Origin of the sequence: Pseudomonas sp. NBRC 111119 (assembly GCF_001320125.1) — a bacterium.
Lineage (GTDB): Bacteria > Pseudomonadota > Gammaproteobacteria > Pseudomonadales > Pseudomonadaceae > Aquipseudomonas > Aquipseudomonas parafulva.
Genome location: NZ_BCAV01000038.1, coordinates 41,763 through 65,096, shown reverse-complemented (window position 1 = coordinate 65,096; position 23,334 = coordinate 41,763). Strand labels below are relative to the sequence as shown.

Genomic DNA, 23,334 nt, shown 5'->3' with positions numbered 1-23,334 from the left:
TGCAGCGGGTGGCCGAGTACGGCGTGATAGTGTTGCAGCAGGCCATTGACCACGCTGTCCCATGAGTAGCAGGTTTCCACGTGTTGACGGGCCTGGGCGCCGAGGTTACGCACGCCGGCTTCGAAGGCTTCACGCACGGCGGCGGCCATGGCTTGCGCATCGTTGGGCTGGCACAGCCGGCCGCACTGGTCGTTGACGATTTCCCCGAACGCGCCGGCGCGCACCGCGACCACTGGCGTGGCGCTGGCCATGGCTTCAAGGATCACCAGGCCGAAGGTTTCCTGGTCCCCTGCATGCACCAGCAGGTCGGCACTGGCCATCAGCCGCGCCACTTCGTGTGCCGGGCAGAACTGGCCAATCACGCTGACGTTATCGGGCACGTTGCTGGGCATGTTCGAGCCTACCAGCAGCAGGTGGTAACCACGCCCAAGCTGGCGCATGCACTCCAACAGCACCGGCAGGTTCTTCTCCCGTGAGCCACGGCCTGCGTAGATCAACAGGCGGCTGGTATCGGCGATACCCAGCTCGGCGCGTACCTGTGGGTCGCGCCGTGAAGGGTTGAAGGTGCCCAGGTCTACCCCGAGGGGCTGGACGTGCACATCGCGCACGCCCAGGCGCTTGAGCTTGTCGGCCATCACCTTGCTCGGGGCGAGCACCCGGTCGAAATTGCCATACAACTTGCTGACGTAGGCTTCGACATTAGGGGTAAACCAGTTGCCCATGCGGTTGCTTACCAACAAGGGCAGGTCGGAATGGTAGAAGCCGATGACAGGCACATCCAGTTTGCGCCGCGCCTCCAGGGCCGCCCAGGCGGTGAGGTAGGGGTCGCCCACTTCGATCAGGTCAGGTTGCAGGTCGCGCAGCACATTGCACCAGGGCGCCAGGCGTACCGGGAAACGGTAGCCCTTGCCGAATGGCAGGGGTGGGGAAGGCACATGGTACACGCCGTCTGCGTGGGTGGCGCTGGCGCCGGGTATCAGCAGGCTATGGCGCACACCCTGCAGTGCGTCCAGGCGATGGTGTTTGGCATCAAGGTACGTCCGTACGCCGCCGCTGGCCGGGGCGTAGAACATGGTGATGTCGGCGATGTGCACGATCAGCATCCCTCCGGGATCGTATTCGGGTCTGTCATCCGGCAGTGATTGGCCGGCGATGACACGCCTAAAGTTGACCTTGTGGAAGGATGGTTTGTTCGATCGGCCGCTGATGGGCTGATGGCCAGCAGCAGGCCACATGCCTGCCGCTGGTGGTTGGCTGTCAGATTCTGAACGTGCCGACCAGGTGCTTGAGGCGGCTGGCTTGCTGTTCCAGGTCGGAGCAGGCGCGCAGGGTGGCCTGCAGGTTTTCCACGCCCTTCTGGTTGAGCATGTTGATCTCGTTGATGTCCATGTTGATCGCCTCGACCACGGCAGTCTGCTCCTCGGTTGCAGTGGCAACCGACTGGTTCATGCCGTCGATCTCGCCGATCCGAACAGTGACGCTGTCCAACCGCTCGCCGGCCTGGTTGGCGATCTGCACGCTTTCGGTGCTGTGACGCTGGCTCTGGTCCATGGTATCGACCGACTCACGGGCGCCCACTTGCAGTTCCTCGATCATGCCCTGTACCTGCTGCGCCGATTCCTGGGTGCGGTGGGCCAGGTTGCGCACCTCATCGGCTACCACCGCAAAGCCGCGGCCGGCTTCACCGGCACGGGCCGCTTCGATGGCCGCGTTCAGAGCCAGCAGGTTGGTCTGCTGGGAAATGCTGGTGATCACCTCGAGAATCTGGCCGATATTCACTGTCTTGCCGTTCAGCGTTTCGATGTGGCCGCTGGAGGTGACGATCAGGTCGGACAGGCGGTTCATGGCGGCAATGCTGCGCTCCACCACCTGCTGGCCCTCTTCGGCCAGCAGCCTGGCCGAGCTGGCGTGCTGCGAGGCCTGGGCGGCATTGCCGGCGATCTCCTGGGCGGCTGCGCCCAGTTCATTGATGGCGGCGGCCACGCTGTTGGTGCGGTTGGATTGCTCGTCGGAGTTGGTCATGGACGAGTTGGAGGCGCTAATCACCCGCAATGCCACTTCGTTGACCTGCTCGGTGGCCGAAGACACCTCGCGGATCGAGGCATGGATGCGCTCGACGAAGCGGTTGAAGGCGGTGCCCAGAATGCCGAATTCGTCGTGGTTGTGAATGCGCAGGCGTTTGGTCAGGTCGCCTTCGCCTTCGGCGATGTCTTCCATGGCGCGGGTCATGGTGTGCAGCGGCTGCAACAGCACGCGAATCAGCAGCCCAAGCAGGCCGATGATAATGACCACGGCCACCACCGTGGCGATCACCGCCGAGGTGCGGAAGGTGGAGAGCATGGCGAAGGCCTTGTCCTTGTCGATCGACAGGCCGATGTACCAGTTGGCCGACGGCAGGCCCGTCACTGGTGTGAAGGTGAGCAGGCGGGTCTGGCCCTCGCTCTGCACCTCGGTGAGGTCTGCGGTCAGTTTGGGCGCGTGTTCGGGGAACAGGTCCGACAGCGACTTCATCACCAAGCCCTGATCAGGGTGCACCAGGATCTTGCCCTGGTCGTTGACCAGGAAGGCGTAGCCCATGCCGCCGAAGTTCAGCGAATTGATGATCTGCACCAGGCCGTCCAGGGCCAGGTCACCGCCCACCACACCAATGTCGTTGGCGACCTTGCTGAGGATGCCGATGACCATCTTGTTGGTGGTCATGTCGATATAGGGCTCGGTCAGCATGGCCCCGCTGGCGTTCATGCCGTCCTTGTACCAGGGGCGGGTGCGGGGGTCGTAGCCGTCCGGCATCTTCGCGTCCGGGCGCACGCTGAAGCCACCGTCTACCTTGCCCAGGTACACCGTTAGAAAACTGGACACCAGGGCATTCTGCCCCATCAGCGTTTCGGCACTGGCCGGCTGCTGGGCAATGTTCTGTGCCAGGTTTTCCACCAGTTTGATACGGCCCTCGAACAAACTGCGGATGTTGGTCGACGTGGATGCGCCCATTTCAGCCAGGTAGTTCTGAAGGTCCTCGCGAATCGCATTACGCTGCAGGTAATCGTTGTAGAGGGTAAAAAGGCTGAAGGCGAGTATCACGATCAGTGAGGCTGCCAATAGAATCTTGTGGCTGAAACGAAGGCTTTTGTTCATGGCGTTATCGATTCCGCTAAGGTGTTGTATCAGGTGTTCGCACCTGTCGAGCACAGCGAGTGCAACATCCCGAAAAGTCCCTTTTCGGTTTTTTCTCTCTATGTAAGGCAAATATCACCCCGAGGTATCGGCCGACCCCAGGCAAAGCTTGAGCAGAGGATTAAACAGATGTCGGAATCTTCAACCATCGTTGTAGGGGCCGGGCTAGACGGCCTGCCGGTCGGGCAGGCGCTGAAGCTGGCCAACCGTCATGGCCTGGTGGCGGGCGCCACAGGTACTGGCAAGACCGTGACCCTGCAGCATCTGGCCGAGGCCTTCAGTGACGCCGGTGTCGCCGTGTTCGCCGCTGACGTTAAAGGTGACCTGTGCGGGCTGGGGGCGGCCGGTGCGCCGCAGGGCAAGGTGGCCGAACGTATCGCCGGCATGCCCTGGTTGCACCACCTGCCGCAGGCGTATCCGGTCAGCCTGTGGGACATTGCCGGCAAGACCGGCCACCCCCTGCGTACCACGTTGACCGAGATGGGCCCATTGCTGCTTGGCAACCTGCTGGATCTAACCGATAGCCAGCAGGCCGCACTGTATGCCGCGTTCAAGGTGGCTGACCGGGAAGGGCTGCTGCTGCTGGACCTCAAGGACCTTAAGGCGCTGCTCGCGCACCTCAAGGACAACCCGCAACTGCTGGGTGAAGACAGCGCGTTGGTGACTGTTGCCTCTACCCAGGCGTTGTTGCGCCGGTTGGCCACCCTGGAGCAGCAGGGTGCCGATGCATTGTTCGGCGAGCCGGCCTTGCAACTGGACGACCTGTTGCAGCCGGCTGCAGGTGGTAAGGGCCGCATCCACCTGCTTGATGCCTGCCGCCTGGTGCACGAGGCCCCCAAGGTCTACGCCACCTTCCTGCTGTGGTTGTTGGCCGAGCTGTTCGAGCAATTGCCGGAGCGAGGGGATGCCGACAAACCGGTCCTGGCGCTGTTCTTCGATGAAGCCCACCTGCTGTTCAAGGGCACACCCAAGGCGTTGCAAGACCGGCTGGAGCAGGTGGTGCGGTTGATTCGCTCCAAGGGGGTGGGGGTGTATTTCGTGACCCAATCCCCTGCAGACCTGCCGGACGCTGTGCTGGCCCAGCTGGGCCTGCGTATCCAGCATGGGCTGCGTGCCTACACCGCCAAGGAGCAGAAGGCGCTGCGGGCGGTGGCCGAGGGCTTTCGCCCGAACCCGACCTTCGATGCCCTGGCGGCATTGACCGAATTGGGTATTGGCGAGGCGCTGGTGGGCACATTGGAAGAAAAGGGCACGCCTGCCACGGTGCAGCGCGTACTCATAGCGCCACCCCAGTCCCGTATCGGGCCGCTGAGTGACGCTGAGCGCGCTGCCCTGATCGCGGGTTCTCCCTTGCTCGGGCGTTACGACAAGCCCGTGGACAGGGAGTCTGCCTATGAGCGGCTGACGCAGCGCAAGGGCGAGGCGGTAGAGCCTGCGCCGCAGCCCAAGGCCGACGACAGCAGTTTTGCCGACAAGGCAGGTGAGTTTTTGCAGGGTGCGGCAGGGCAGGCGATCAAGTCGGCGATGCGCCAGGCGGCCAACCAGTTTGGGCGGCAATTGGTGCGCGGCTTGATGGGGTCGTTGCTGGGCGGGAAGAAGAAGTAGCGGGTAACCGCCTGTGTTGGTGCAGGAGCCAGGGCGGCTCCTGCACCTGGCGCTTTAGCTGAGCGCTTTGGAGGCCAGCCAGAACAGGCCGGCGGCCAGGCCCATGGACGCTGGCAGGGTGAGCACCCAGGCCAGCAGGATGGTTTTCACCGTGCCGCCCTGCAGACCGCTTTTGTTGGCGACCATGGTGCCGGCCACACCGGACGACAGCACATGGGTGGTCGATACCGGCAGGGCGAACACGTTGGCCATGCCGATGGCGCAGGCTGCGGTGATCTGGGCCGACATGCCCTGGGCATAGGTCATGCCCTGCTTGCCGATTTTTTCACCCACGGTAAGCACCACGCGTTTCCAGCCGACCATGGTGCCCAGGCCAAGGGCCAGTGCCACAGCCACGATCACCCAGAACGGTGCGTATTCGGTGGTGGCGGTCAGGTCTTTGCGCAGTTTTTCCAGGTCTGCTTTTTCGCGGGCGTCCAGCCCTGGCAACTTGCCGACCTTTTTCGCCGTGTCGTCCAGGCACAGCAGGTAGCGGCGCACTTCGACACGCTTGTCGGCGTCCAGTGCCCGGTAGTCGGTCACGCCCTGCAGGGAAGACTGCAGCGCCGCGATGGTCGGTTCGGTCTGCTGCGGGTTGCAGCTGAATTTCTCCGGCAGGTCACTGGCCTTGGCTTTGCCCAGTGCCAGGAACTCGCCCAGGGTGGCGGCGTTGCGCTGGTAGAACTGGCTCATGTGCAGCGTCGCGTCACGGGTACGCTCGATCTGGTAGGTGGTGCTGTTCAGGTCGAGCACGAACTTCGCCGGGACGATGCCGATCAGCACCAGCATGATCAGGCCAATGCCTTTCTGGCCATCGTTGGAGCCGTGCACGAAGCTCACGCCCATGGCGGAGATCACCAGCACCAGGCGGTTCCAGAAGGGCGGGTGTTTCTTGTCGTCGAGCTTGCGGCGCTGTTCAGGCGTCTTGTGCATCTTCGACAGCGGGCGCCACCATTTCAGGCCGATCAGCACCAGTGCGGCAACGGCGAAGCCGGCGATGGGGGAGACCACCAGCGACATGGCAATGTCGATAGCCTTCTGCCAGTTGACGCCATCACCCAGCGGGATGTCGTTGATCAGGGCATTGGCCAGGCCTACGCCCAGAATGGAGCCGATCAGGGTATGCGAGCTGGAGGCCGGAATGCCGAAGTACCAGGTACCCAGGTTCCAGGTGATGGCTGCCGCCAGCAACGAGAAGACCATGGCCAGGCCGTGCCCGGTGTTCACATTGATCAGCAGCTCGACCGGCAGCAGGTGGACGATGGCATACGCCACCCCGACCCCGCCCAGCAGCACGCCGAGGAAGTTGAACACCCCGGAGAAGAACACGGCGAGGTGTGGCGGCATGGCTTTGGTATAGATGACGGTGGCTACCGCGTTGGCGGTGTCATGAAAGCCATTGATGAACTCGAAGGCGAGCACGAAGGTGAGGGCAAGCAGCAGGCTCACCAATACCCAGGCATCCAGTCCGCTGAATAAATCGATCATGAAGGTTGTCTGGCGGTCATAGGGGGGCCGGATTATGCCAGAAAACCTTGGCAATCGATGCACCCGTTACGCACGGTTCATCCCCTCCTGGCGGCTTTCACCCCACTGCCCGGCGGCGAGCAACTAAAAGCATCAGCTCATAAAAACGCTTAAAGGCAGCGATTGCCTCCGAAAACGCCATGAAAAGATCGATCTCGATCAATTCAAACGTTTGTATGAAATTTGTGTAATTCCATTTCATGATCAGCGGCCGCAGCTTCTGCGCCCCTTGCCCAGGCGTGCCGGGCAAGGGGCTTTATCAACTGCGCTACGGGGAATCTTCGCTGCGCAGTTCTTTTTCCATGCGCTCGAGTTCCTGGTTGAACGCTTGATCCTGAACAGTGGCACGTTTGCGCCAAGGTTTGCGTTCGGGTTCTGTTTGCGCGGCGTAGGTCGTGACCTCGCCACCGTATACATCCTTGTAACGTTCTGCCTGGCGCTCGAGTTCTGCGCGCAGTTCTTCTTTCGTCACATGCAGTACCTGAATGAGTGTAATAACCGCGGAGTGCGTGGTCCCGCGTACCGGTAAGCGGCCGCTGGAACAGGCACAGTATATCAATAGGAAGTTTGCCAACCATCGTGACATGCAGGGCGCATGCAAAGGTGGCGCAGGCGAGATCAAACTGGCCCTTGCAGGTTTGAGAACCGGCCAGATGGAAAGTTCGTTGCCGTGCATGTAAAGCGCCGCATGAAAAACGGCCTCGCCCTAGGACGAGGCCGTTGCCTGAGACTTCTACGGTGGGTACCTGACCAGTCTCTCCAAAGAAGCCACAAGTGGCCTGAGAAAGGTATAAGCAAACGTGTCGGCGGTCAATTGCGATTATCGGCCGTTTGTTCGATAATCGCACGAACCGGCGTTTTTTTGAGGTGCGCGATGAGTGATGAACTGTCAGCCAACGATCCTTCCAACCCAGCCTCGGCCCGCGGGGCGACAACAGCGCTGGCGCCACCCATCGTGGCCTCGCCGGCCAAGCGTATTCAGGCCTTTACCGGTGACCCGGATTTCATGACCTCGCTGGCACGGGGGCTTGCTGTGATCCAGGCGTTCCAGGAGCGCAAGCGCCACCTGACCATCGCCCAGATCAGCCACCGCACGGAAATCCCCCGGGCAGCCGTGCGCCGTTGCCTGCACACCCTCATGAAGCTGGGCTACGCCACCACCAATGGGCGTACCTACTCGTTGTTGCCCAAGGTGCTCACCTTGGGCCATGCCTACCTGTCGTCCACGCCGTTGGCGATTTCTGCTCAGCCCTACCTTGACCGGATCAGCGATCAACTGCATGAAGCCGCGAACATGGCCACCCTTGAAGGTGACGACATCCTCTACATCGCGCGGTCAGCCACGGTGGAGCGGCTGATTTCGGTCGACCTGTCCGTGGGCGGTCGCTTGCCAGCCTACTGCACGTCGATGGGGCGTATTCTGCTGGCAGCAATGGACGACACCAGCCTTCGTGAGTACCTGGAGCGCGCTGACCTCAAGCCCCGCACCACGCGCACCTTGCATGATGCCGAATCGCTGTTCGCCTGCATCCAGCAGGTGCGTGCCCAGGGGTGGTGCGTGGTCGATCAGGAGCTTGAGCAGGGCCTGCGTTCGATAGCCGTGCCGGTCTACGACGCTTCCGGGCAGGTGCTCGCGGCATTGAACGTAAGTACCCATGTGGGGCGGGTCACGCGCAGTGAACTGGAGCAGCGCTTTCTGCCGATTCTACTAGGGGCAAGCCGTGACCTCTGCCATCAGTTGTTTGGCTGAGCCTGCGTTTGTTGTGCGATAAACGCACAATCTCGCCGGCAGTGAATTGCGCCACCCCGGTTTGCTGATTAATGTCTCTCGCAACGGTCGGCTAAGCCGACCGAACAACAAAAATACAAGAGGCACCTCCCATGCACACTGCCCCCAGGCTGCAACGGGCCTACCCGTACGCAGTGCCGTTGTCCCCAGGCTGACACAGCGCCCTCCTTTCGCAACTAACGCACTCTGCGCCGAATGCTCGCGTGCAGTGGCCTGGCTGTGCCTCCTTCTGGATAACAACAATGAATCAAGCGCAAACCGGTGTCGGTAAAAGCCTCGACGTCCAGTCACTGATCAATGAGCAACCCCTGTCCCGCTACCAGTGGCGGGTCGTGTTGCTGTGTTTCCTCATCGTCTTCCTTGATGGCCTGGACACCGCTGCCATGGGCTTTATCGCCCCGGCGCTGTCCCAGGACTGGGGTATCGACCGCGCCAGCCTCGGGCCAGTGATGAGTGCCGCGTTGATCGGCATGGTATTTGGCGCCCTGGGTTCCGGGCCGTTGGCCGACCGCTTTGGCCGCAAGGGCGTGCTGGTGGGTGCCGTGCTGCTGTTCGGCGGTTTCAGCCTGGCTTCGGCCTATGCCACCGACGTCAATCAACTGCTGGTGCTGCGCTTCCTGACTGGCCTGGGGTTGGGTGCAGGCATGCCGAACGCCACAACGCTGCTGTCTGAATACACCCCTGAGCGGCTCAAGTCGCTGTTGGTGACCAGCATGTTCTGTGGTTTCAACCTGGGCATGGCGGGGGGCGGTTTCATCTCCGCCAAGCTGATCCCGGCCTATGGGTGGCACAGCTTGCTGGTCATCGGCGGTGTACTGCCGCTACTGCTGGCCGTGGTGCTGATGGTGTGGTTGCCGGAATCGGCGCGTTTTCTGGTGGTGCGCAACCGCGGTACGGAGAAGGTGCGCAAAACCCTGGCCCCCATCGCGCCGCGCATCGTGGCCGAAGCGGGCAGTTTCAGCGTGCCGGAGCAGAAGGCCGTGGCGGCGCGCAACGTGTTTGCCGTGATCTTTTCCGGTAGCTACGGGCTGGGTACTGTCCTGCTGTGGATGACCTACTTCATGGGCCTGGTAATCGTGTACCTGCTGACCAGTTGGTTGCCCACACTGATGCGCGACAGTGGTGCCAGCATGGAGCAGGCCGCGTTCATCGGCGCGCTGTTCCAGTTTGGCGGTGTGCTGAGCGCAGTGGCGGTGGGCTGGGCCATGGACCGCTTCAACCCGCACAAGGTGATTGGCCTCTTCTACCTGCTGGCAGGGGTGTTTGCCTACGCCGTGGGTCAGAGCCTGGGCAATATCACGCTGCTGGCCGTACTGGTGCTGGTTGCCGGTATGTGCGTCAACGGTGCGCAGTCGGCGATGCCATCCCTGGCGGCACGCTTCTACCCGACCCAGGGCCGTGCCACGGGGGTGTCGTGGATGCTGGGTATCGGCCGTCTCGGAGCGATTCTGGGGGCGTGGAGCGGGGCGACCCTGTTGGGCCTCGGCTGGACGTTCGAGCAAGTGCTGACTGCACTGCTGGTGCCTGCGGCACTGGCAGCCGTTGCCGTCGTCATCAAAGGCATCGTCAGCCACGCCGACGCCACCTGACAGGCCCAGGGCGGCATCGCAGCCGCCTTTTGGGAGAGATGAACAGAAAGTTAACAAATGGTTCGATAACCGCCCCAATAGTCGATTATCGGATTGTAAGCCCCGGGTCATTCTCCCTAATCTGAACCCCATAGAAACACCCTGACCAGGAGCCTCCAATGGCTACAATTCTCTCGCTCAACGAGGCCGTGAAGCAGTTCGTCCGCGACCTTGAAGCCCGTACCGCTGCGGCCCACGGCCAAGCAGCAGGAGCAGTCTGATGCGCGACGTATACATCTGCGATGCCATTCGCACCCCTATTGGCCGTTTTGGCGGCGCTCTGGCCGCCGTGCGTGCGGACGACCTGGCTGCTGTGCCCCTCAAGGCGCTGATCGAGCGCAACCCTGGCGTGCAGTGGGACCAGTTGGACGAAGTGTTTTTCGGCTGTGCCAACCAGGCCGGTGAAGACAACCGCAACGTGGCGCGCATGGCGCTGCTGCTGGCCGGCCTGCCCGAGAGCATTCCCGGCGTCACCCTGAACCGCCTGTGCGCTTCGGGCATGGATGCCATCGGTACAGCGTTCCGTGCCATTGCCAGCGGCGAGATGGAACTGGCCATTGCCGGCGGCGTGGAGTCGATGTCGCGCGCCCCCTTCGTAATGGGCAAGGCCGAGAGCGGCTACTCGCGCAGCATGAAGCTTGAAGACACCACCATCGGCTGGCGCTTCGTCAACCCGCTGATGAAAAGCCAGTACGGGGTGGACGCCATGCCCGAAACGGCCGACAACGTGGCAGACGATTACCAGGTTTCCCGCGCTGACCAGGATGCCTTCGCCGTGCGCAGCCAGCAGAAGGCTGCAGCTGCCCAGGCCGCCGGGTTCTTCGCCGAAGAGATTGTGCCGGTGCGCATTGCTGGCAGAAAGGGTGAAACCGTGGTCGAGCAGGACGAGCACCTGCGCCCGGACACCACCCTGGAAACCCTGGCCCGCTTGAAACCGGTCAACGGCCCGGACAAAACCGTCACGGCAGGCAACGCTTCGGGGGTCAACGATGGTGCGGCGGCGTTGATCCTGGCATCGGCAGAGGCGGTCGAGAAGCATGGCCTTACCCCACGTGCCCGGGTACTGGGCATGGCCAGTGCCGGTGTGGCGCCGCGTGTCATGGGTATCGGCCCGGTGCCTGCAGTTCGCAAGCTGACCGAGCGGCTGGGTGTGGCGGTGAGCGATTTCGACGTCATTGAGCTCAATGAAGCCTTTGCCAGCCAGGGCCTGGCGGTGTTGCGCGAGTTGGGGGTAGCGGACGATGCCCCGCAGGTAAACCCCAACGGTGGCGCGATTGCCCTGGGCCACCCGCTGGGCATGAGTGGTGCACGGCTGGTACTCACGGCATTGCACCAGCTGGAGAAAAGCGGCGGGCGCAAGGGCCTGGCGACCATGTGCGTAGGCGTAGGGCAAGGCCTGGCGTTGGCCATCGAGCGCGTGTGAACGGTAGGGGCCTGCTCGCGCACTGTGCGCTGACAGGCCCTTGCTGTTAGACACAACGCCTATTGGCGGCCACTTGGTGGAACATGTGTGTTACTAGGTATGTCTAGACTTACCTTGTACCCTCCAGGAGCAAAACCCTCATGACCTCAAGCTATTACACCGGTGAAGAGCGCAGCAAGCGCATCTTTGCCATCGTCGGTGCCTCATCAGGCAACCTGGTGGAATGGTTCGACTTCTATGTCTACGCCTTCTGTGCGATCTATTTTGCTCCGGCCTTCTTCCCCTCTGACGACCCTACCGTGCAGTTGCTGAACACTGCTGGTGTATTCGCCGCCGGGTTCCTGATGCGCCCGATCGGCGGCTGGATTTTCGGCCGCCTGGCCGACCGGCATGGCCGCAAGAACTCCCTGATGATCTCGGTGCTGATGATGTGCTTCGGTTCCCTGATGATCGCCTGCCTGCCCACCTACGCCAGCATCGGCACATGGGCGCCGGCGCTGCTGTTGCTGGCGCGGCTTATCCAGGGGCTTTCGGTGGGTGGCGAATATGGCACCACGGCCACCTACATGAGCGAGGTGGCCTTGCGCGGGCAGCGTGGTTTCTTCGCCTCGTTCCAGTACGTGACCCTGATCGGCGGCCAGTTGCTGGCTGTGCTGGTGGTGGTGGTCCTGCAGCAGGTGCTGACCGAGGACGAACTGCGCGCCTGGGGCTGGCGCATCCCCTTCGTGGTGGGCTCCATCGCCGCGGTGATTTCGTTGATGCTGCGCCGCTCGCTGCATGAAACCAGCAGCGCCGAAACCCGGCAGGACAAGGACGCAGGCAGTATTCGCGGCCTGTTTGGCAACCACCTGGCGGCATTCATTACCGTGCTGGGCTACACCGCCGGTGGCTCGCTGATCTTCTATACCTTCACCACCTACATGCAGAAATACCTGGTGAACACGGCCGGCATGACCGCGAAGAACGCCAGCTACGTGATGACCGGCGCGCTGTTCCTGTTCATGGTGCTGCAGCCGTTCTTCGGCATGCTTTCCGACCGTATCGGGCGGCGCAATTCCATGCTGCTGTTCGGCGCGTTGGGCACGCTGTTCACGGTGCCGTTGCTGATGGCACTGAAAACCGTGAGCAGCCCGTTCATGGCCTTCGTATTGGTCAGCCTGGCGCTGTGCATCGTCAGTTTCTACACCTCGATCAGCGGCCTGGTTAAGGCCGAGATGTTCCCGCCACAGGTGCGGGCATTGGGTGTGGGGCTGGCCTATGCGGTGGCCAACGCTGCCTTTGGCGGGTCGGCTGAATACGTGGCCCTGGGCCTGAAGACCCTGGGCATGGAAAACACCTTCTACTGGTATGTCACGGCCATGATGGCAATCGCCTTCCTGTTCAGCCTGCGCCTGCCCAAGCAAGCGGAATACTTGCACCACGATCATTAAGGACGTTGCATGACCAACCAGTTGTTCGATGCCTACTTCACCGCGCCGGCCATGCGCGAGGTGTTCTCCGACCGCGGTCGCCTGCAGGGCATGCTCGACTTCGAAGCCGCCCTGGCGCGGGCCGAGGCGGCGGCAGGGCTGGTGCCGCAAAGTGCGGTGGCTGCGATTGAGGCGGCCTGCAAGGCCGAACGCTATGACGTGGGGGCGCTTGCCGAGGCGATCGCCACGGCTGGCAATTCGGCCATCCCACTTGTGAAGGCGCTGGGCAAGGTGATCGCCACGGGTGTACCGGAAGCTGAACGCTACGTGCACCTTGGCGCCACCAGCCAGGACGCCATGGACACTGGCCTGGTGCTGCAGCTGCGCGATGCGTTGGCGCTTGTCGAGGCTGACCTGGCTGCACTGGCCGACACGCTGGCCCGCCAGGCGCTGCTGCACGCCGATACGCCGCTGGTGGGCCGCACCTGGTTGCAGCATGCAACCCCGGTTACCCTCGGCATGAAACTGGCTGGCGTGCTGGGTGCGCTCACACGCCACCGCCAGCGCCTGCAACAGTTACGGCCGCGGTTGCTGGTGCTGCAGTTAGGGGGTGCCTCTGGCAGCCTGGCGGCGTTGGGCAGCAAGGCACTGCCGGTGGCCGAAGGCCTGGCCGAACAGTTGCAGCTGACGCTGCCGGAGCAGCCCTGGCACACCCAGCGTGACCGCCTGGTGGAGTTCGCCTCGGTGCTGGGGCTGATCGCCGGTAGCCTGGGCAAGTTCGGGCGTGACGTCAGCCTGCTGATGCAGACCGAGGCGGGGGAGGTGTTCGAGCCTTCCGCACCGGGCAAGGGCGGCTCGTCGACCATGCCGCACAAACGTAACCCGGTGGGCGCCGCTGTGCTGATTGGCGCGGCTACGCGGGTACCGGGCCTGGTTTCGACGCTGTTTGCGGCCATGCCGCAGGAGCACGAACGCAGCTTGGGGCTGTGGCATGCAGAATGGGAAACCCTGCCTGAGATCTGCTGTTTGGTTTCCGGGGCGCTGCGCCAGGCCCAGATCATTGCCCAGGGCATGGAAGTGGACGCCCCGCGCATGCGCCGTAACCTGGACCTGACCCAAGGGCTGGTACTGGCCGAGGCTGTAAGCATCGTGCTGGCCCAGCGGCTTGGCCGCGACAGTGCCCACCATTTGCTGGAGCAGTGCTGCCGCCGTGCGGTCGCCGAGCAGCGCCATTTGCGCGCGGTGCTGGGCGATGAACCGCAGGTCACGGCGCAGTTGTCTGCCGAAGAACTGGACCGCCTGCTCGACCCCGCGCATTACCTGGGCCAGGCCCGGGTGTGGGTAGCGCGTGCTGTGTCCGAACATCAACATTTCACTGCCTGAAGGAGACCGCTGTGGCGCACGTGCAACTGGCCGATGGCGTTTTGAATTACCAGATCGATGGCCCCGAAGCGGCGCCGGTGCTGGTCTTGTCCAACTCGTTGGGTACCGACCTCGGCATGTGGGAGACCCAATTGCCGCTGTGGAGCCAACACTTTCGTGTGCTGCGCTACGACACCCGGGGGCATGGCGCATCGTTGGTCACGGCCGGCCCGTACAGTATCGAGCAACTGGGCCGTGACGTACTGGCTCTGCTGGATGCCCTGGATATCCAGCAAGCGCATTTTGTCGGCCTTTCGATGGGCGGCCTGATCGGGCAGTGGCTGGGCATCAATGCCGGCCAGCGCCTGCGCAGCCTCACCTTGTGCAACACCGCCGCCCAGATCGGCACTGCCGAGGTGTGGAACAGCCGCATCGACACCGTGCTCAAGGGCGGGCAACAGGCGATGGTCGAGTTGCGTGATGCCTCCATCGCCCGCTGGTTCACCCCGGGCTTTGCCCAGGCCCAGCCACAACAGGCGCAGCGCATCTGCCAGATGCTGGCGCAGACCAGCCCGCAAGGCTACGCAGCCAACTGTGCGGCGGTACGTGATGCGGACTTCCGCGAGCAAGTAGGCGGTATTCAGGTGCCTACCCTGATTGTTGCCGGTACCGAGGACGTGGTGACCACGCCGGTTCACGGCCGCTTTATGCAGGCTGCCATCCAGGGTGCCGACTATGCCGAGTTCCCGGCGGCGCACTTGTCCAACGTGGAGATCGGCGAAGCGTTCAGCCGCCGCGTGCTCGACTTTCTGCAGGCTCACTGAGTACTTGACCATGGACGAGAAACAACGTTACGACGCCGGCATGCAGGTACGCCGTGCGGTACTGGGTGATGCCCACGTGGACCGCAGCCTGGAGAAGCTGAACGACTTCAATGGCGAGTTCCAGGAAATGATCACCCGCCATGCCTGGGGCGACATCTGGACCCGCCCGGGCCTGCCACGCCACACCCGCAGCCTGATCACCATCGCCATGCTGATCGGCATGAACCGCAACGACGAGCTGAAACTGCACTTGCGCGCGGCTGCCAACAATGGCGTAACCCGTGAAGAAATCAAGGAGGTGCTGATGCAGAGCGCTATCTACTGCGGCATCCCGGCAGCCAATGCCACGTTCCACCTAGCTGAGTCGGTGTGGGATGAGCTGGGCGTCGAATCGCGCGGCTGACCCTTCGGCCGAACGCCGCAGCATGCGATATGCCATGTGGGGCTGAAGGGTGTTCGCCGTAACAGTGATTGCGCCTGTGAGGTCAAGCGCCGCCCGCGCGGCGCTCGATCTCACAGGCGAAAAAACCCTCAAGGCAGGCCCCTGGCGGCCCTCACGCTATCTCAATCCGTATCAATGCTGCGCTTTAGGGATGACCGCAGGCCCAGCAGGAACGCCGCTTCAGCCACCACGAACAGCGGGCCGATGATCAGGCCGCTGACGTCATCGACGAATGCCGGTTTACGCCCCTCGTAGTAATGCCCCACGAACTGGATCACCCAACCCACCACGAATGCACCCAGGCCGGCCATAAGCCACACTGCGGTAGCCTGCACCGCCAGCGCCTGGCCTACCCACAGGCACAGCCCCAGCAACAACCCCATCACCAGGCCGAACGGGATATCGAGCCGCAGGTAAAACCAGACAGCAGCCACCACCGCGAGCAGGGCAGGGGACAGCCATACACCGGCTACCTCCCAGCCAGGGCGCGACAGCAGGATGGCCACGGCCAGCACGATCATGGGGATGCCGATGAAATGGGTGGCGATGTTGCGCGGGTCGCGGTGGTAGCTGGCGTACTGGCTCAGGTGCTCGGCGAGGGTTTTCATTGTTGTGCCTCCTGTCGTGCCTGATCGGGATGTTGCTCCCGATATAGCTCAGGATAGCCCCAGGCTCCACCATCATCAGCCAGACGAATGGCGAGCCCGCACCCGGCAAGCGGGGCGGGCCTTATGCAGCCAGGCGCTTACAGCAGGTTGAGGGGGTAACTCACGATCAGCCGGTTCTCATCGAACGCGTTGGTGCTGAAGTCACGGCGCATGGTCGAATTTCGCCATTTAAGCGATAGGTCCTTGAAGGTGCCGGCCTGGATCACGTAGGCGAGTTCCGTCTCACGGGCCCATTCCTTGCCGTCATCCACACGGCCCGCTGTGACGTTGTCACCCTTGATGTAGCGGTTCATCAGGGTCAGCCCCGGTACGCCGACAGTGGCGAAGTTGAAGTCATGGCGAACCTGCCACGAGCGCTCCTTGGCATTGTCGAAGCTTGAGTTGTAGCTGTCGTTGGCCAGTGTGCCGCCGCTGGTGCCGTTGACCCGCATCCAGGCGTTGTCGCCGCTGACCTTCTGCAGGCCGACGTAGAAGGTATGGCCTTGGTAGCGTGCCGAGAGCATGGCCGAGGCGGTGCGGTTGTCCAGCTTGCCGGCCCGCTCGGAGCCATCTTCCTTGCCGATGAAGTAGCCCAGGTTGGCACCCAGGGTCCAGTCGCCCAGCGGCTGGCTGTGCACCAGGTTGAGGTACTGCTGGCGGTAGATGTCCTTGAGCTGGGCATCCCACAGGCCGATCATGGTGCGCTTGTCGTTGAAGGTGTACTCACCACCGGCGAAGTTGAAGCGGTCGGAGGTGATGGCGGCGCGGCCGGTGAGCGACATGTCGTCCATGCTCGCATCGTTGCGCGGGCTGTTGCCGCGGAACTGCCCGGCGTACAGGGTCAGCCCGGCGATTTCCTTCGAGGTGAGCTGGCCGCCACGGAAGGTCTGGGGCAACGAGCGACCATCGTCCGAGCGCAGGATCGGCAGCACCGGCATCCACTCACCGACTTTCAGTTCCGTCTGGGACAGCTTGGCCTTCAGCGCTACCCCAAGCCTGCCGAAGTCGTCGGCCGGACGACCGTCATCGTGCACCGGCAGCAGTTGAGTGTTGGTGGTACCCCTACCACCGTCGAGCTTGACCGAGTACAGCCCCAGTACATCCACACCGAAGCCGACGGTGCCCTGAGTGAAACCGGAGCGGGCATCCAGAATGAAGCTTTGCGTCCATTCCTCGGCCTTGCCCTGAGCATGTGCCGGGTCGACGAAATTGCGGTTTATGTAGAAGTTGCGCAGGTTGAGAGTCGCCTTGGCGTCCTCCATGAACCCCCCTTCGGCGGCGTACAGAGGGAAAGCGCAGGACATGGCCAACAGGCCGGGCAGCAGCTGGCGTGCGGGTGGCAAAGTGCTCATGTGTCGTGGATCTCTTGTTTTTATGGGCGAATCGGTGCCTTGCAGGCGCAGGCCGGCTGAGGCGGTCGGTATTCCGTAAACCGGGGCAACGTTGCGTGGGGAAGATGGTGCGGGGTGGTGCGGGGGAGAGGCAATTCGCCGTAGACGGAATGGGGCGATAATCGAACGGAATGTTCCAGTTAGTTAATTGTTGTATGCAAGCGCGGCGGGCGCCACGCCTGCGTACAACAATGGCGTCAGCCTTGGGGCGTTTGCACCGCGGCTTGCTGGTTGGCCTGGCCGGTGCGCTCATACCAACCGCCGCCCAGGGCCTTGTACAGGTTGACCTCGCTGGTCAGCTGCGAAAGGCGGTCACCGATCAGCGCTTGCTGGGCACTGAACAGGTTGCGTTGGGCATCGAGGTAGGTCAGGTTGCTGTCGATGCCGATGCGGTAGCGGCGCTCGGCCAGGCGGTAGTAATCCTGGTTGGCCTGCACCAGGTCACGTTGCGCCTGCAACTGCTCTTCGAAGGTCTTGCGCGCCGCCAGGCCATCAGAGACTTCCTGGAAAGCGGTCTGGATGGTCTTTTCGTACTTGGCGACGTTGATGTCCTTCTGGATCTTCGAGTAATCCAGGCTGGCCCGGAGGCTGCCGGCGTTGAAGATCGGCAGGTTGATCTGTGGCTGGAACAACCAGGTGCCCGAACCGCCCTTGAACAGCCCGCCCATGTCAGGGCTGAGCGTGCCCGCGTTGGCGGTCAGGCTGATGCTCGGGAAGAACGCAGCCCGCGCGGCGCCGATGTTGGCGTTGGCGGCCTTGAGCAGGTGCTCGGCCTCCTGGATGTCCGGGCGCCGCTGCAGCAGGTCTGAAGGCAGGCCAGCCGGCACGTCGGCCAACTGATCGGCATCCAGCTTGAGCGGCTCAGGCAGGTTGTTCGGGATACCGGTGCCCAGCAGCACGGTGAGGCTGTTCACATCCTGGGCAACCAGGCGCTGGTACTGGGAATACTTCACCCGCGCGCCCTCGACGGCGGTGCGTGCCTGGCTCAGGTCCAGTGCTGATGCCACGCCCACTTCGTTGCTGCGACGCGTGAGGTTGAAGCTTTCCTGGTAGTTCTTGAGGGTATCCTCAGTCAGCTTGAACAGGGCCTGGTCGGCCTGCCAGGTGTAGTAGGCATTGGCCACGCTGGCCACCAGGCTGATCTGCGTGGAGCGGCGTGCCTGCTCGCTGGACAAGTACGTTTCCAGAGCCTGTTCGGAAAGGCTGCGAACACGGCCGAACAGGTCCAGTTCGTAGGCGCTCACACCCAGCGTGGCCGAGTACTGGCTGGTGATGGCCGACTGACCCGTCTGCGACATGTTGGCCGGCACGCGCTGGCGGTTACCGCTGCCGGTGGCCGACACCGCCGGGAACAGGTCGGCGCGCTGGATGCGGTATTGCGCACGGTAGGCGTCGATGTTCAGGGCTGCCACACGCAGGTCGCGGTTGTTCACCAGCGCGGTCTGGATCAACTGCTGCAGCGCTGGGTCGTTGAAGAACTGACGCCAGCCTTGTTCGGCGGCGGCAACGTTGGCCGACTGGGTTGGCGAGTACGCCGGACCTTGTGGCCACTGGGCAGCCACCGGCGCTTCCGGGGTTTTGTAATCGGGGATAAGCGAGCAGCCGCCAAGCACGAGAGCGGTAACTGCCAGGGACAACAAAGACTTGGTCATTGCCCAGCCTCATAACGTGGGGTTTCAGGGGTATCGTCCTTTTTCGGCTCTTTGCTGCCGAACAGCGACGACACTGCGACGAAGAATAGCGGTACCCAGAAGATTGCCAGTACGGTGGCGCTGATCATGCCGCCGATCACGCCAGTACCGATGGCGTGCTGGCTGCCGGCCCCGGCGCCGCTGGCGATGGTCAACGGTACCACGCCCAGAATGAACGCCAGCGAGGTCATGATGATCGGGCGCAGACGCATGCGGCAGGCCTCGATGGCTGCGTCATACAGGCTGCGGCCCTGTTCGTGCAGTTCCTTGGCGAACTCGACGATCAGAATGGCGTTTTTCGCCGCCAGACCGATGGTGGTCAACAGGCCCACCAGGAAGTACACGTCGTTGGACAGCCCGCGCAGGCTGGTGGCGATCAGCGCACCGATGATACCCAGCGGCACTACCAGCACCACCGCGATAGGGATCGACCAGCTTTCGTACAGCGCTGCCAGGCACAGGAACACGAACAGTACCGAGAGGGCGAACAAGGCCGGCATCTGCGAACCGGACAGTTTTTCCTCGTAGGACATGCCGGTCCAGGCGAAGCCGACACCGCTTGGCAGCTCGCCGGCAATCCGCTCGACCTCGGCCATGGCCTCACCCGTGCTGTAGCCAGGGGCCGGGGCACCGAGGATCTCCATGGCCTCTACACCGTTGTAGCGCGACAGCTTGGGCGAACCGTAGGTCCATTCACCCTTGGCGAACGAGGAGAACGGCACCATTTCGCCTGCGCCATTGCGCACGTACCACTTCTGCAGGTCTTCCGGGCTCATGCGGGCATTCGCCTCACCCTGGATGTACACCTTCTTGACCCGGCCGCGGTCGATGAAGTCGTTGACGTAGCTGGCGCCCAAGGCAATCGACAGGGTGTTGTTGATGTCGGAGATGGTCACGCCCAGGGCACTGGCACGTTCGTCATCGATGGTCAGCTGGTACTGCGGCTCATCGTTCAGGCCGTTGGGGCGCACGCCGGCGAGGATCTTGCTTTGCGACGCCTTGGCCAGGAACTGGTTACGCGCCTCCATCAGCTTGGCGTGGCCGACGCCACCACGGTCCTGCAGGAACACGTCGAAGCCGGTGGCGTTACCCAGCTCGAGCACGGCAGGCGGGGCGAAGGCGAACACCATCGCGTCACGGAAGCTGAAGAAGTGCTGCTGGGCACGCTGGGCCAGGCCGAACACGCTGTTTTCGGCCGAACGCTCACCCCACGGCTTGAGCATGATGAACGCCATGCCCGAGCTCTGGCCACGGCCGGCGAAGTTGAAGCCGTTGACGGTGAACACCGACGATACCGTGTCCGCTTCGTCCTTGAGCAGGTACTCGCGCATCTGGTCGACCACCGCCTGGGTGCGCTCGGCACTGGAACCGGCCGGGGTCTGTACCTGGGCAAACAGTACACCCTGGTCTTCTTCAGGCAGGAACGCCGTTGGAATGCGCGTGAACAGCCAGATCATGCCCACCACGATGAGTGCATAGGCCAGCAGGAACGGAATCTTGTTGCGCAGGATGGCGCCCACGCTGCGCTCGTAGCCGTTCACGCTACGGTCGAAGTTGCGGTTGAACCAGCCGAAGAAACCACCTTTGGCCACGTGGTGCTCGCCCTTTTTCAGCGGCTTGAGCATGGTGGCGCACAGGGCCGGGGTGAACACCAGCGCCACCAGCACCGACAGGCCCATGGCCGAGACGATGGTGATGGAGAACTGCCGGTAGATTACCCCGGTGGAGCCACCGAAGAAGGCCATGGGCAGCAGTACCGCCGACAGCACCAGGGCGATACCCACCAGGGCCCCCTGGATCTGCTCCATCGAGCGCTTGGTCGCCTCCTTGGGCGGCAAGCCTTCCTCGGACATGACCCGCTCGACGTTCTCGACCACGACGATGGCGTCGTCCACCAGCAGGCCGATAGCCAGCACCATGGCGAACATGGTCAGGGTGTTGATGCTGAAGCCCGCTGCTGCAAGGATGCCGAAGGTGCCCAGCAACACCACCGGTACCGTCATGGTGGTGATGATGGTGGCGCGGAAGTTCTGCAGGAACAGGTACATCACCAGGAACACCAGGACCACGGCTTCGATCAGGGTGTGGATAACCCCGCTGATCGATTCGGTGACCACCGGCGTGGTGTCATAGGGGAATACGGCCTTGACCCCCGGCGGGAAGAACGGCTCCAGGTCGGCAATGGTCTGGCGCAGTGCCTTGGCAGTGTCCAGGGCGTTGGCACCGGTGGCCAGCTTGACCGCAAGGCCCGACGCCGGCTTGCCGTTGAACTGGGCACTGACGGCGTAGTTTTCACCACCCAGGCCAACGTCTGCGACGTCGCCCAGGCGTACCTGAGAGCCGTCGCTGTTGACCTTGAGCAGAATCTTCTTGAACTGCTCGGCGGTTTGCAGGCGGGTCTTGCCGATGATGGTGGCGTTGAGCTGGGTACCCGGCATGGCCGGCAGGCCGCCGAGCTGGCCCGAGGAAACCTGCACGTTCTGTGCGGCCACGGCAGTTTTCACGTCCACCGGGGTCAGCTGGAACTTGTTCAGCTTGGCCGGATCCAGCCAGATACGCATGGCGTACTGCGCGCCGAACACCTGGAAGTCGCCCACACCTGCGGTACGCGAGATCGGGTCCTGCATGTTGGAGACGATGTAGTTGGCCAGGTCGTCCTTGGTCATGCTGCCGTCTTCGGACACCAGGCCGATCACCAGCAGGAAGTTCTTCACTGCCTTGGTGACGCGGATACCCTGCTGCTGCACTTCCTGCGGCAACAGGGGCGTGGCCAGGTTGAGCTTGTTCTGAACCTGAACCTGCGCGGTGTCAGCGTTGGTGCCCTGTTCGAAGGTGGCCGTGATGGTCATGCTGCCGTCTGAGTTGCTTTCAGACGACACGTACCGCAGGTTGTCGATACCGTTGAGCTGCTGCTCGATCACCTGCACCACGGTGTCCTGCACGGTCTGCGCCGAGGCGCCCGGGTAGGTCACGGCGATGGCGATGGCCGGTGGCGCGATACTGGGGTACTGGTTGATCGGCAGCTTCAGGATCGACAGGGCGCCGACCAGCATGATCACCAAGGCGATCACCCAGGCGAAGATCGGGCGATCAATAAAGAACTTCGACATGGTTTACTCCGCTTTGGCGTCAGCTGGCGCTGCGTTGCCCTGTTCAGGGCTACCCGGCTTCTTGACGTTGGTGGCGTCGCTGACCTTGACCTCGACGCCAGGGCGCACGTACTGCAGGCCTTCGGTGATCAGGCGGTCGCCCGGGTTCAGGCCTTCCTCGATCAGCCAGTCGCTGCCCAGGGTACGGTTGGCCTTGAGCTGGCGCAGCTCGACCTTATTGTCCTTGCCTACCACCAGCGCTGTGGGTGCGCCTTTGAGGTCGCGGGTTACACCCTGCTGCGGGGCAAGGATGGCATTGGCGTTGACGCCGGCCTTGAGCCGCGCGTGCACGAACATGCCTGGCAGCAGCGTGTGGTCAGGGTTGGCGAAGATGGCGCGCAGGGTCACCGAGCCGGTGGTTTCGTCCACGGCCACTTCCGAGAATTCCAGGCGGCCTTCCTGCTTGAACAGGCTGCCGTCCTCCAGCACCAGTTGCACCGAGGCGGCGTTGTCGCCGGCCTTCTGCAGTTGGCCGCTTTCAAGGTCACGGCGCAGCTTGAGCAGTTCGGCAGTGGACTGGGTGACGTCGACGTAGATCGGGTCCAGTTGCTGGATGGTGGCCATGGCGCTGGTCTGGCCATTGTTCACCAGCGCGCCCTCGGTTACCGCAGAACGGCCGATCCGGCCGCTGATCGGTGCCATGACCTTGGTGTAGCGCAAGTCGATCTGGGCGCTCTTGAGCGACGCTTCTGCCTGCAGGCGCTTGGCATTGGCGTCATCGTATTCCTGCCGGGAAACCGCCTGTTCATCGATCAGCTGCTTGTAGCGATCGGCCAGCGAGCGGGTCGCCTGAAGGTCGGCCTGGGCATTGGCCAGGTTCGCCTCGTAGACCGCAGGGTCGATCTGGTACAGCTGCTGGCCCTGCTTCACCTCGCTGCCTTCCTTGAACAGGCGCTTGAGGATGATGCCATTGACCTGCGGGCGCACTTCGGCAACCCGGTAGGCGGTGGTGCGCCCCGGCAGCTCGGTGGTCAAGGTGAAAGCCTGGGGCTGAAGGGTGACGACGCCGACCTGAGGAGCCTGCGCCGCGGGCGCTGACGCTTCTTCTTTCTTGCAGCCACTGAGCAGGGTTGCCAGGGCGACGGCGGAAACCAGAGCGGTAACGGCTGGCTTGAATTGCATGAGTATCCTCGGGGCGCTGGAGCAGGGAGACGCTCAAGAGTAGTGGAAGAGTCTTGATCCGGATAACAGGTTACCCGGTGGATAAATAGCTTGCTAAGGAATATACTTACATTCA

17 protein-coding genes and 2 pseudogenes are annotated in these 23,334 nt (G+C 62.9%); 8 read left to right on the top strand and 11 right to left on the bottom strand.

The window, feature by feature from the left end; translation table 11 throughout:
- The 3 genes and pseudogenes from APH25_RS15085 to APH25_RS26290 all read right to left on the bottom strand — a co-directional run.
- The coding region (locus APH25_RS15085) for a glycosyltransferase family 1 protein (protein ID WP_060482473.1) at positions 1–1,103 on the bottom strand (1,103 nt) is incomplete at its 3' end.
- A 154-nt stretch (positions 1,104–1,257) separates the two neighbouring features.
- Positions 1,258–1,854, bottom strand: a pseudogene (locus tag APH25_RS26295) (methyl-accepting chemotaxis protein); the annotation flags it as partial.
- Positions 1,855–2,112: 258 nt separating this feature from the next.
- Positions 2,113–2,988: pseudogene (locus APH25_RS26290) on the bottom strand (cache domain-containing protein); the annotation flags it as partial.
- A gap of 312 nt (positions 2,989–3,300) precedes the next feature.
- Between APH25_RS26290 and APH25_RS15075 the strand changes: the two are divergent.
- The gene (locus APH25_RS15075) at positions 3,301–4,776 is read left to right on the top strand and encodes a helicase HerA-like domain-containing protein (protein WP_060482471.1); all 1,476 of its coding nucleotides are present in this window, start codon (positions 3,301–3,303) and stop codon (positions 4,774–4,776) included.
- A 54-nt stretch (positions 4,777–4,830) separates the two neighbouring features.
- Here the strand turns inward: APH25_RS15075 and APH25_RS15070 are convergent, their stop codons facing one another.
- The 3 genes from APH25_RS15070 to APH25_RS15060 all read right to left on the bottom strand — a co-directional run bounded on the left by APH25_RS15070 (position 4,831) and on the right by APH25_RS15060 (position 6,814).
- The gene (locus tag APH25_RS15070) at positions 4,831–6,303 is read right to left on the bottom strand and encodes an inorganic phosphate transporter (RefSeq protein WP_028635119.1); all 1,473 of its coding nucleotides are present in this window, start codon (positions 6,301–6,303) and stop codon (positions 4,831–4,833) included.
- Positions 6,304–6,400: 97 nt separating this feature from the next.
- The gene (locus APH25_RS15065; RefSeq protein WP_060482470.1) at positions 6,401–6,592 is read right to left on the bottom strand and encodes a hypothetical protein; all 192 of its coding nucleotides are present in this window, start codon (positions 6,590–6,592) and stop codon (positions 6,401–6,403) included.
- A gap of 18 nt (positions 6,593–6,610) precedes the next feature.
- On the bottom strand, positions 6,611–6,814 hold the full coding sequence (locus APH25_RS15060) for a hypothetical protein (RefSeq protein WP_028635118.1): 204 nt from the start codon (positions 6,812–6,814) through the stop codon (positions 6,611–6,613).
- Positions 6,815–7,216: 402 nt separating this feature from the next.
- Between APH25_RS15060 and pcaR the strand changes: the two genes are divergently transcribed.
- From pcaR to pcaC, 7 genes are all read left to right on the top strand, one after another.
- A complete protein-coding gene (gene pcaR, locus APH25_RS15055; protein WP_028635117.1) occupies positions 7,217–8,092 on the top strand; it encodes a pca regulon transcriptional regulator PcaR in 876 nt (291 codons plus the stop codon).
- 281 nt (positions 8,093–8,373) lie between these two features.
- Entirely contained in the window at positions 8,374–9,720 is a 1,347-nt protein-coding gene (locus APH25_RS15050; RefSeq protein WP_060482469.1) for an MFS transporter, read from the top strand.
- A 256-nt stretch (positions 9,721–9,976) separates the two neighbouring features.
- Positions 9,977–11,182: a 3-oxoadipyl-CoA thiolase gene (gene pcaF / locus APH25_RS15045; protein ID WP_174435885.1), complete on the top strand. Its 1,206-nt coding sequence runs from the start codon at positions 9,977–9,979 to the stop codon at positions 11,180–11,182.
- Between the two features lie 140 nt (positions 11,183–11,322).
- Positions 11,323–12,612, top strand: coding sequence for an MFS family transporter (locus APH25_RS15040; RefSeq protein WP_028635114.1), 1,290 nt, complete (start codon positions 11,323–11,325; stop codon positions 12,610–12,612).
- A 9-nt stretch (positions 12,613–12,621) separates the two neighbouring features.
- Positions 12,622–13,974 carry a 3-carboxy-cis,cis-muconate cycloisomerase gene (locus tag APH25_RS15035; protein ID WP_060482468.1) on the top strand — a complete coding sequence of 451 codons (1,353 nt, stop codon included), beginning with the start codon at positions 12,622–12,624 and terminating at the stop codon, positions 13,972–13,974.
- Between the two features lie 11 nt (positions 13,975–13,985).
- On the top strand, positions 13,986–14,777 hold the full coding sequence (pcaD, locus tag APH25_RS15030; protein WP_060482467.1) for a 3-oxoadipate enol-lactonase: 792 nt from the start codon (positions 13,986–13,988) through the stop codon (positions 14,775–14,777).
- 10 nt (positions 14,778–14,787) lie between these two features.
- Positions 14,788–15,180 carry a 4-carboxymuconolactone decarboxylase gene (gene pcaC / locus APH25_RS15025; RefSeq protein WP_060482466.1) on the top strand — a complete coding sequence of 131 codons (393 nt, stop codon included), beginning with the start codon at positions 14,788–14,790 and terminating at the stop codon, positions 15,178–15,180.
- A 161-nt stretch (positions 15,181–15,341) separates the two neighbouring features.
- Here the strand turns inward: pcaC and APH25_RS15020 are convergent, their stop codons facing one another.
- The 5 genes from APH25_RS15020 to APH25_RS15000 form a co-directional block, all read right to left on the bottom strand.
- The gene (locus APH25_RS15020; protein ID WP_060482465.1) at positions 15,342–15,827 is read right to left on the bottom strand and encodes a DUF962 domain-containing protein; all 486 of its coding nucleotides are present in this window, start codon (positions 15,825–15,827) and stop codon (positions 15,342–15,344) included.
- 137 nt (positions 15,828–15,964) lie between these two features.
- Positions 15,965–17,218: an OprD family porin gene (locus tag APH25_RS15015; RefSeq protein ID WP_060482464.1), complete on the bottom strand. Its 1,254-nt coding sequence runs from the start codon at positions 17,216–17,218 to the stop codon at positions 15,965–15,967.
- Between the two features lie 236 nt (positions 17,219–17,454).
- A complete protein-coding gene (locus tag APH25_RS15010; protein ID WP_060482463.1) occupies positions 17,455–18,909 on the bottom strand; it encodes an AdeC/AdeK/OprM family multidrug efflux complex outer membrane factor in 1,455 nt (484 codons plus the stop codon).
- Positions 18,906–22,058, bottom strand: coding sequence for a multidrug efflux RND transporter permease subunit TtgB (gene ttgB / locus APH25_RS15005; protein ID WP_060482462.1), 3,153 nt, complete (start codon positions 22,056–22,058; stop codon positions 18,906–18,908). The genes APH25_RS15010 and ttgB overlap by 4 nt, the downstream gene beginning before the upstream one ends.
- A 3-nt stretch (positions 22,059–22,061) precedes the next feature.
- Positions 22,062–23,219 carry an efflux RND transporter periplasmic adaptor subunit gene (locus APH25_RS15000; RefSeq protein WP_060482461.1) on the bottom strand — a complete coding sequence of 386 codons (1,158 nt, stop codon included), beginning with the start codon at positions 23,217–23,219 and terminating at the stop codon, positions 22,062–22,064.
- Positions 23,220–23,334: the final 115 nt, after the last annotated feature.

Bases quoted from the DNA above. Each gene is read 5' to 3' on its own strand.
- APH25_RS15020 (WP_060482465.1), bottom strand. From the start codon at position 15,827: ATGAAAACCCTCGCCGAGCACCTGAGCCAGTACGCCAGCTACCACCGC.
- APH25_RS15000 (WP_060482461.1), bottom strand. From the start codon at position 23,219: ATGCAATTCAAGCCAGCCGTTACCGCTCTGGTTTCCGCCGTCGCCCTG.
- APH25_RS15010 (WP_060482463.1), bottom strand. From the start codon at position 18,909: ATGACCAAGTCTTTGTTGTCCCTGGCAGTTACCGCTCTCGTGCTTGGC.
- APH25_RS15015 (WP_060482464.1), bottom strand. From the start codon at position 17,218: ATGAGCACTTTGCCACCCGCACGCCAGCTGCTGCCCGGCCTGTTGGCC.
- ttgB (WP_060482462.1), bottom strand. From the start codon at position 22,058: ATGTCGAAGTTCTTTATTGATCGCCCGATCTTCGCCTGGGTGATCGCC.
- APH25_RS15075 (WP_060482471.1), top strand. From the start codon at position 3,301: ATGTCGGAATCTTCAACCATCGTTGTAGGGGCCGGGCTAGACGGCCTG.
- pcaC (WP_060482466.1), top strand. From the start codon at position 14,788: ATGGACGAGAAACAACGTTACGACGCCGGCATGCAGGTACGCCGTGCG.
- APH25_RS15050 (WP_060482469.1), top strand. From the start codon at position 8,374: ATGAATCAAGCGCAAACCGGTGTCGGTAAAAGCCTCGACGTCCAGTCA.
- APH25_RS15035 (WP_060482468.1), top strand. From the start codon at position 12,622: ATGACCAACCAGTTGTTCGATGCCTACTTCACCGCGCCGGCCATGCGC.
- APH25_RS15070 (WP_028635119.1), bottom strand. From the start codon at position 6,303: ATGATCGATTTATTCAGCGGACTGGATGCCTGGGTATTGGTGAGCCTG.
- APH25_RS15040 (WP_028635114.1), top strand. From the start codon at position 11,323: ATGACCTCAAGCTATTACACCGGTGAAGAGCGCAGCAAGCGCATCTTT.
- pcaR (WP_028635117.1), top strand. From the start codon at position 7,217: ATGAGTGATGAACTGTCAGCCAACGATCCTTCCAACCCAGCCTCGGCC.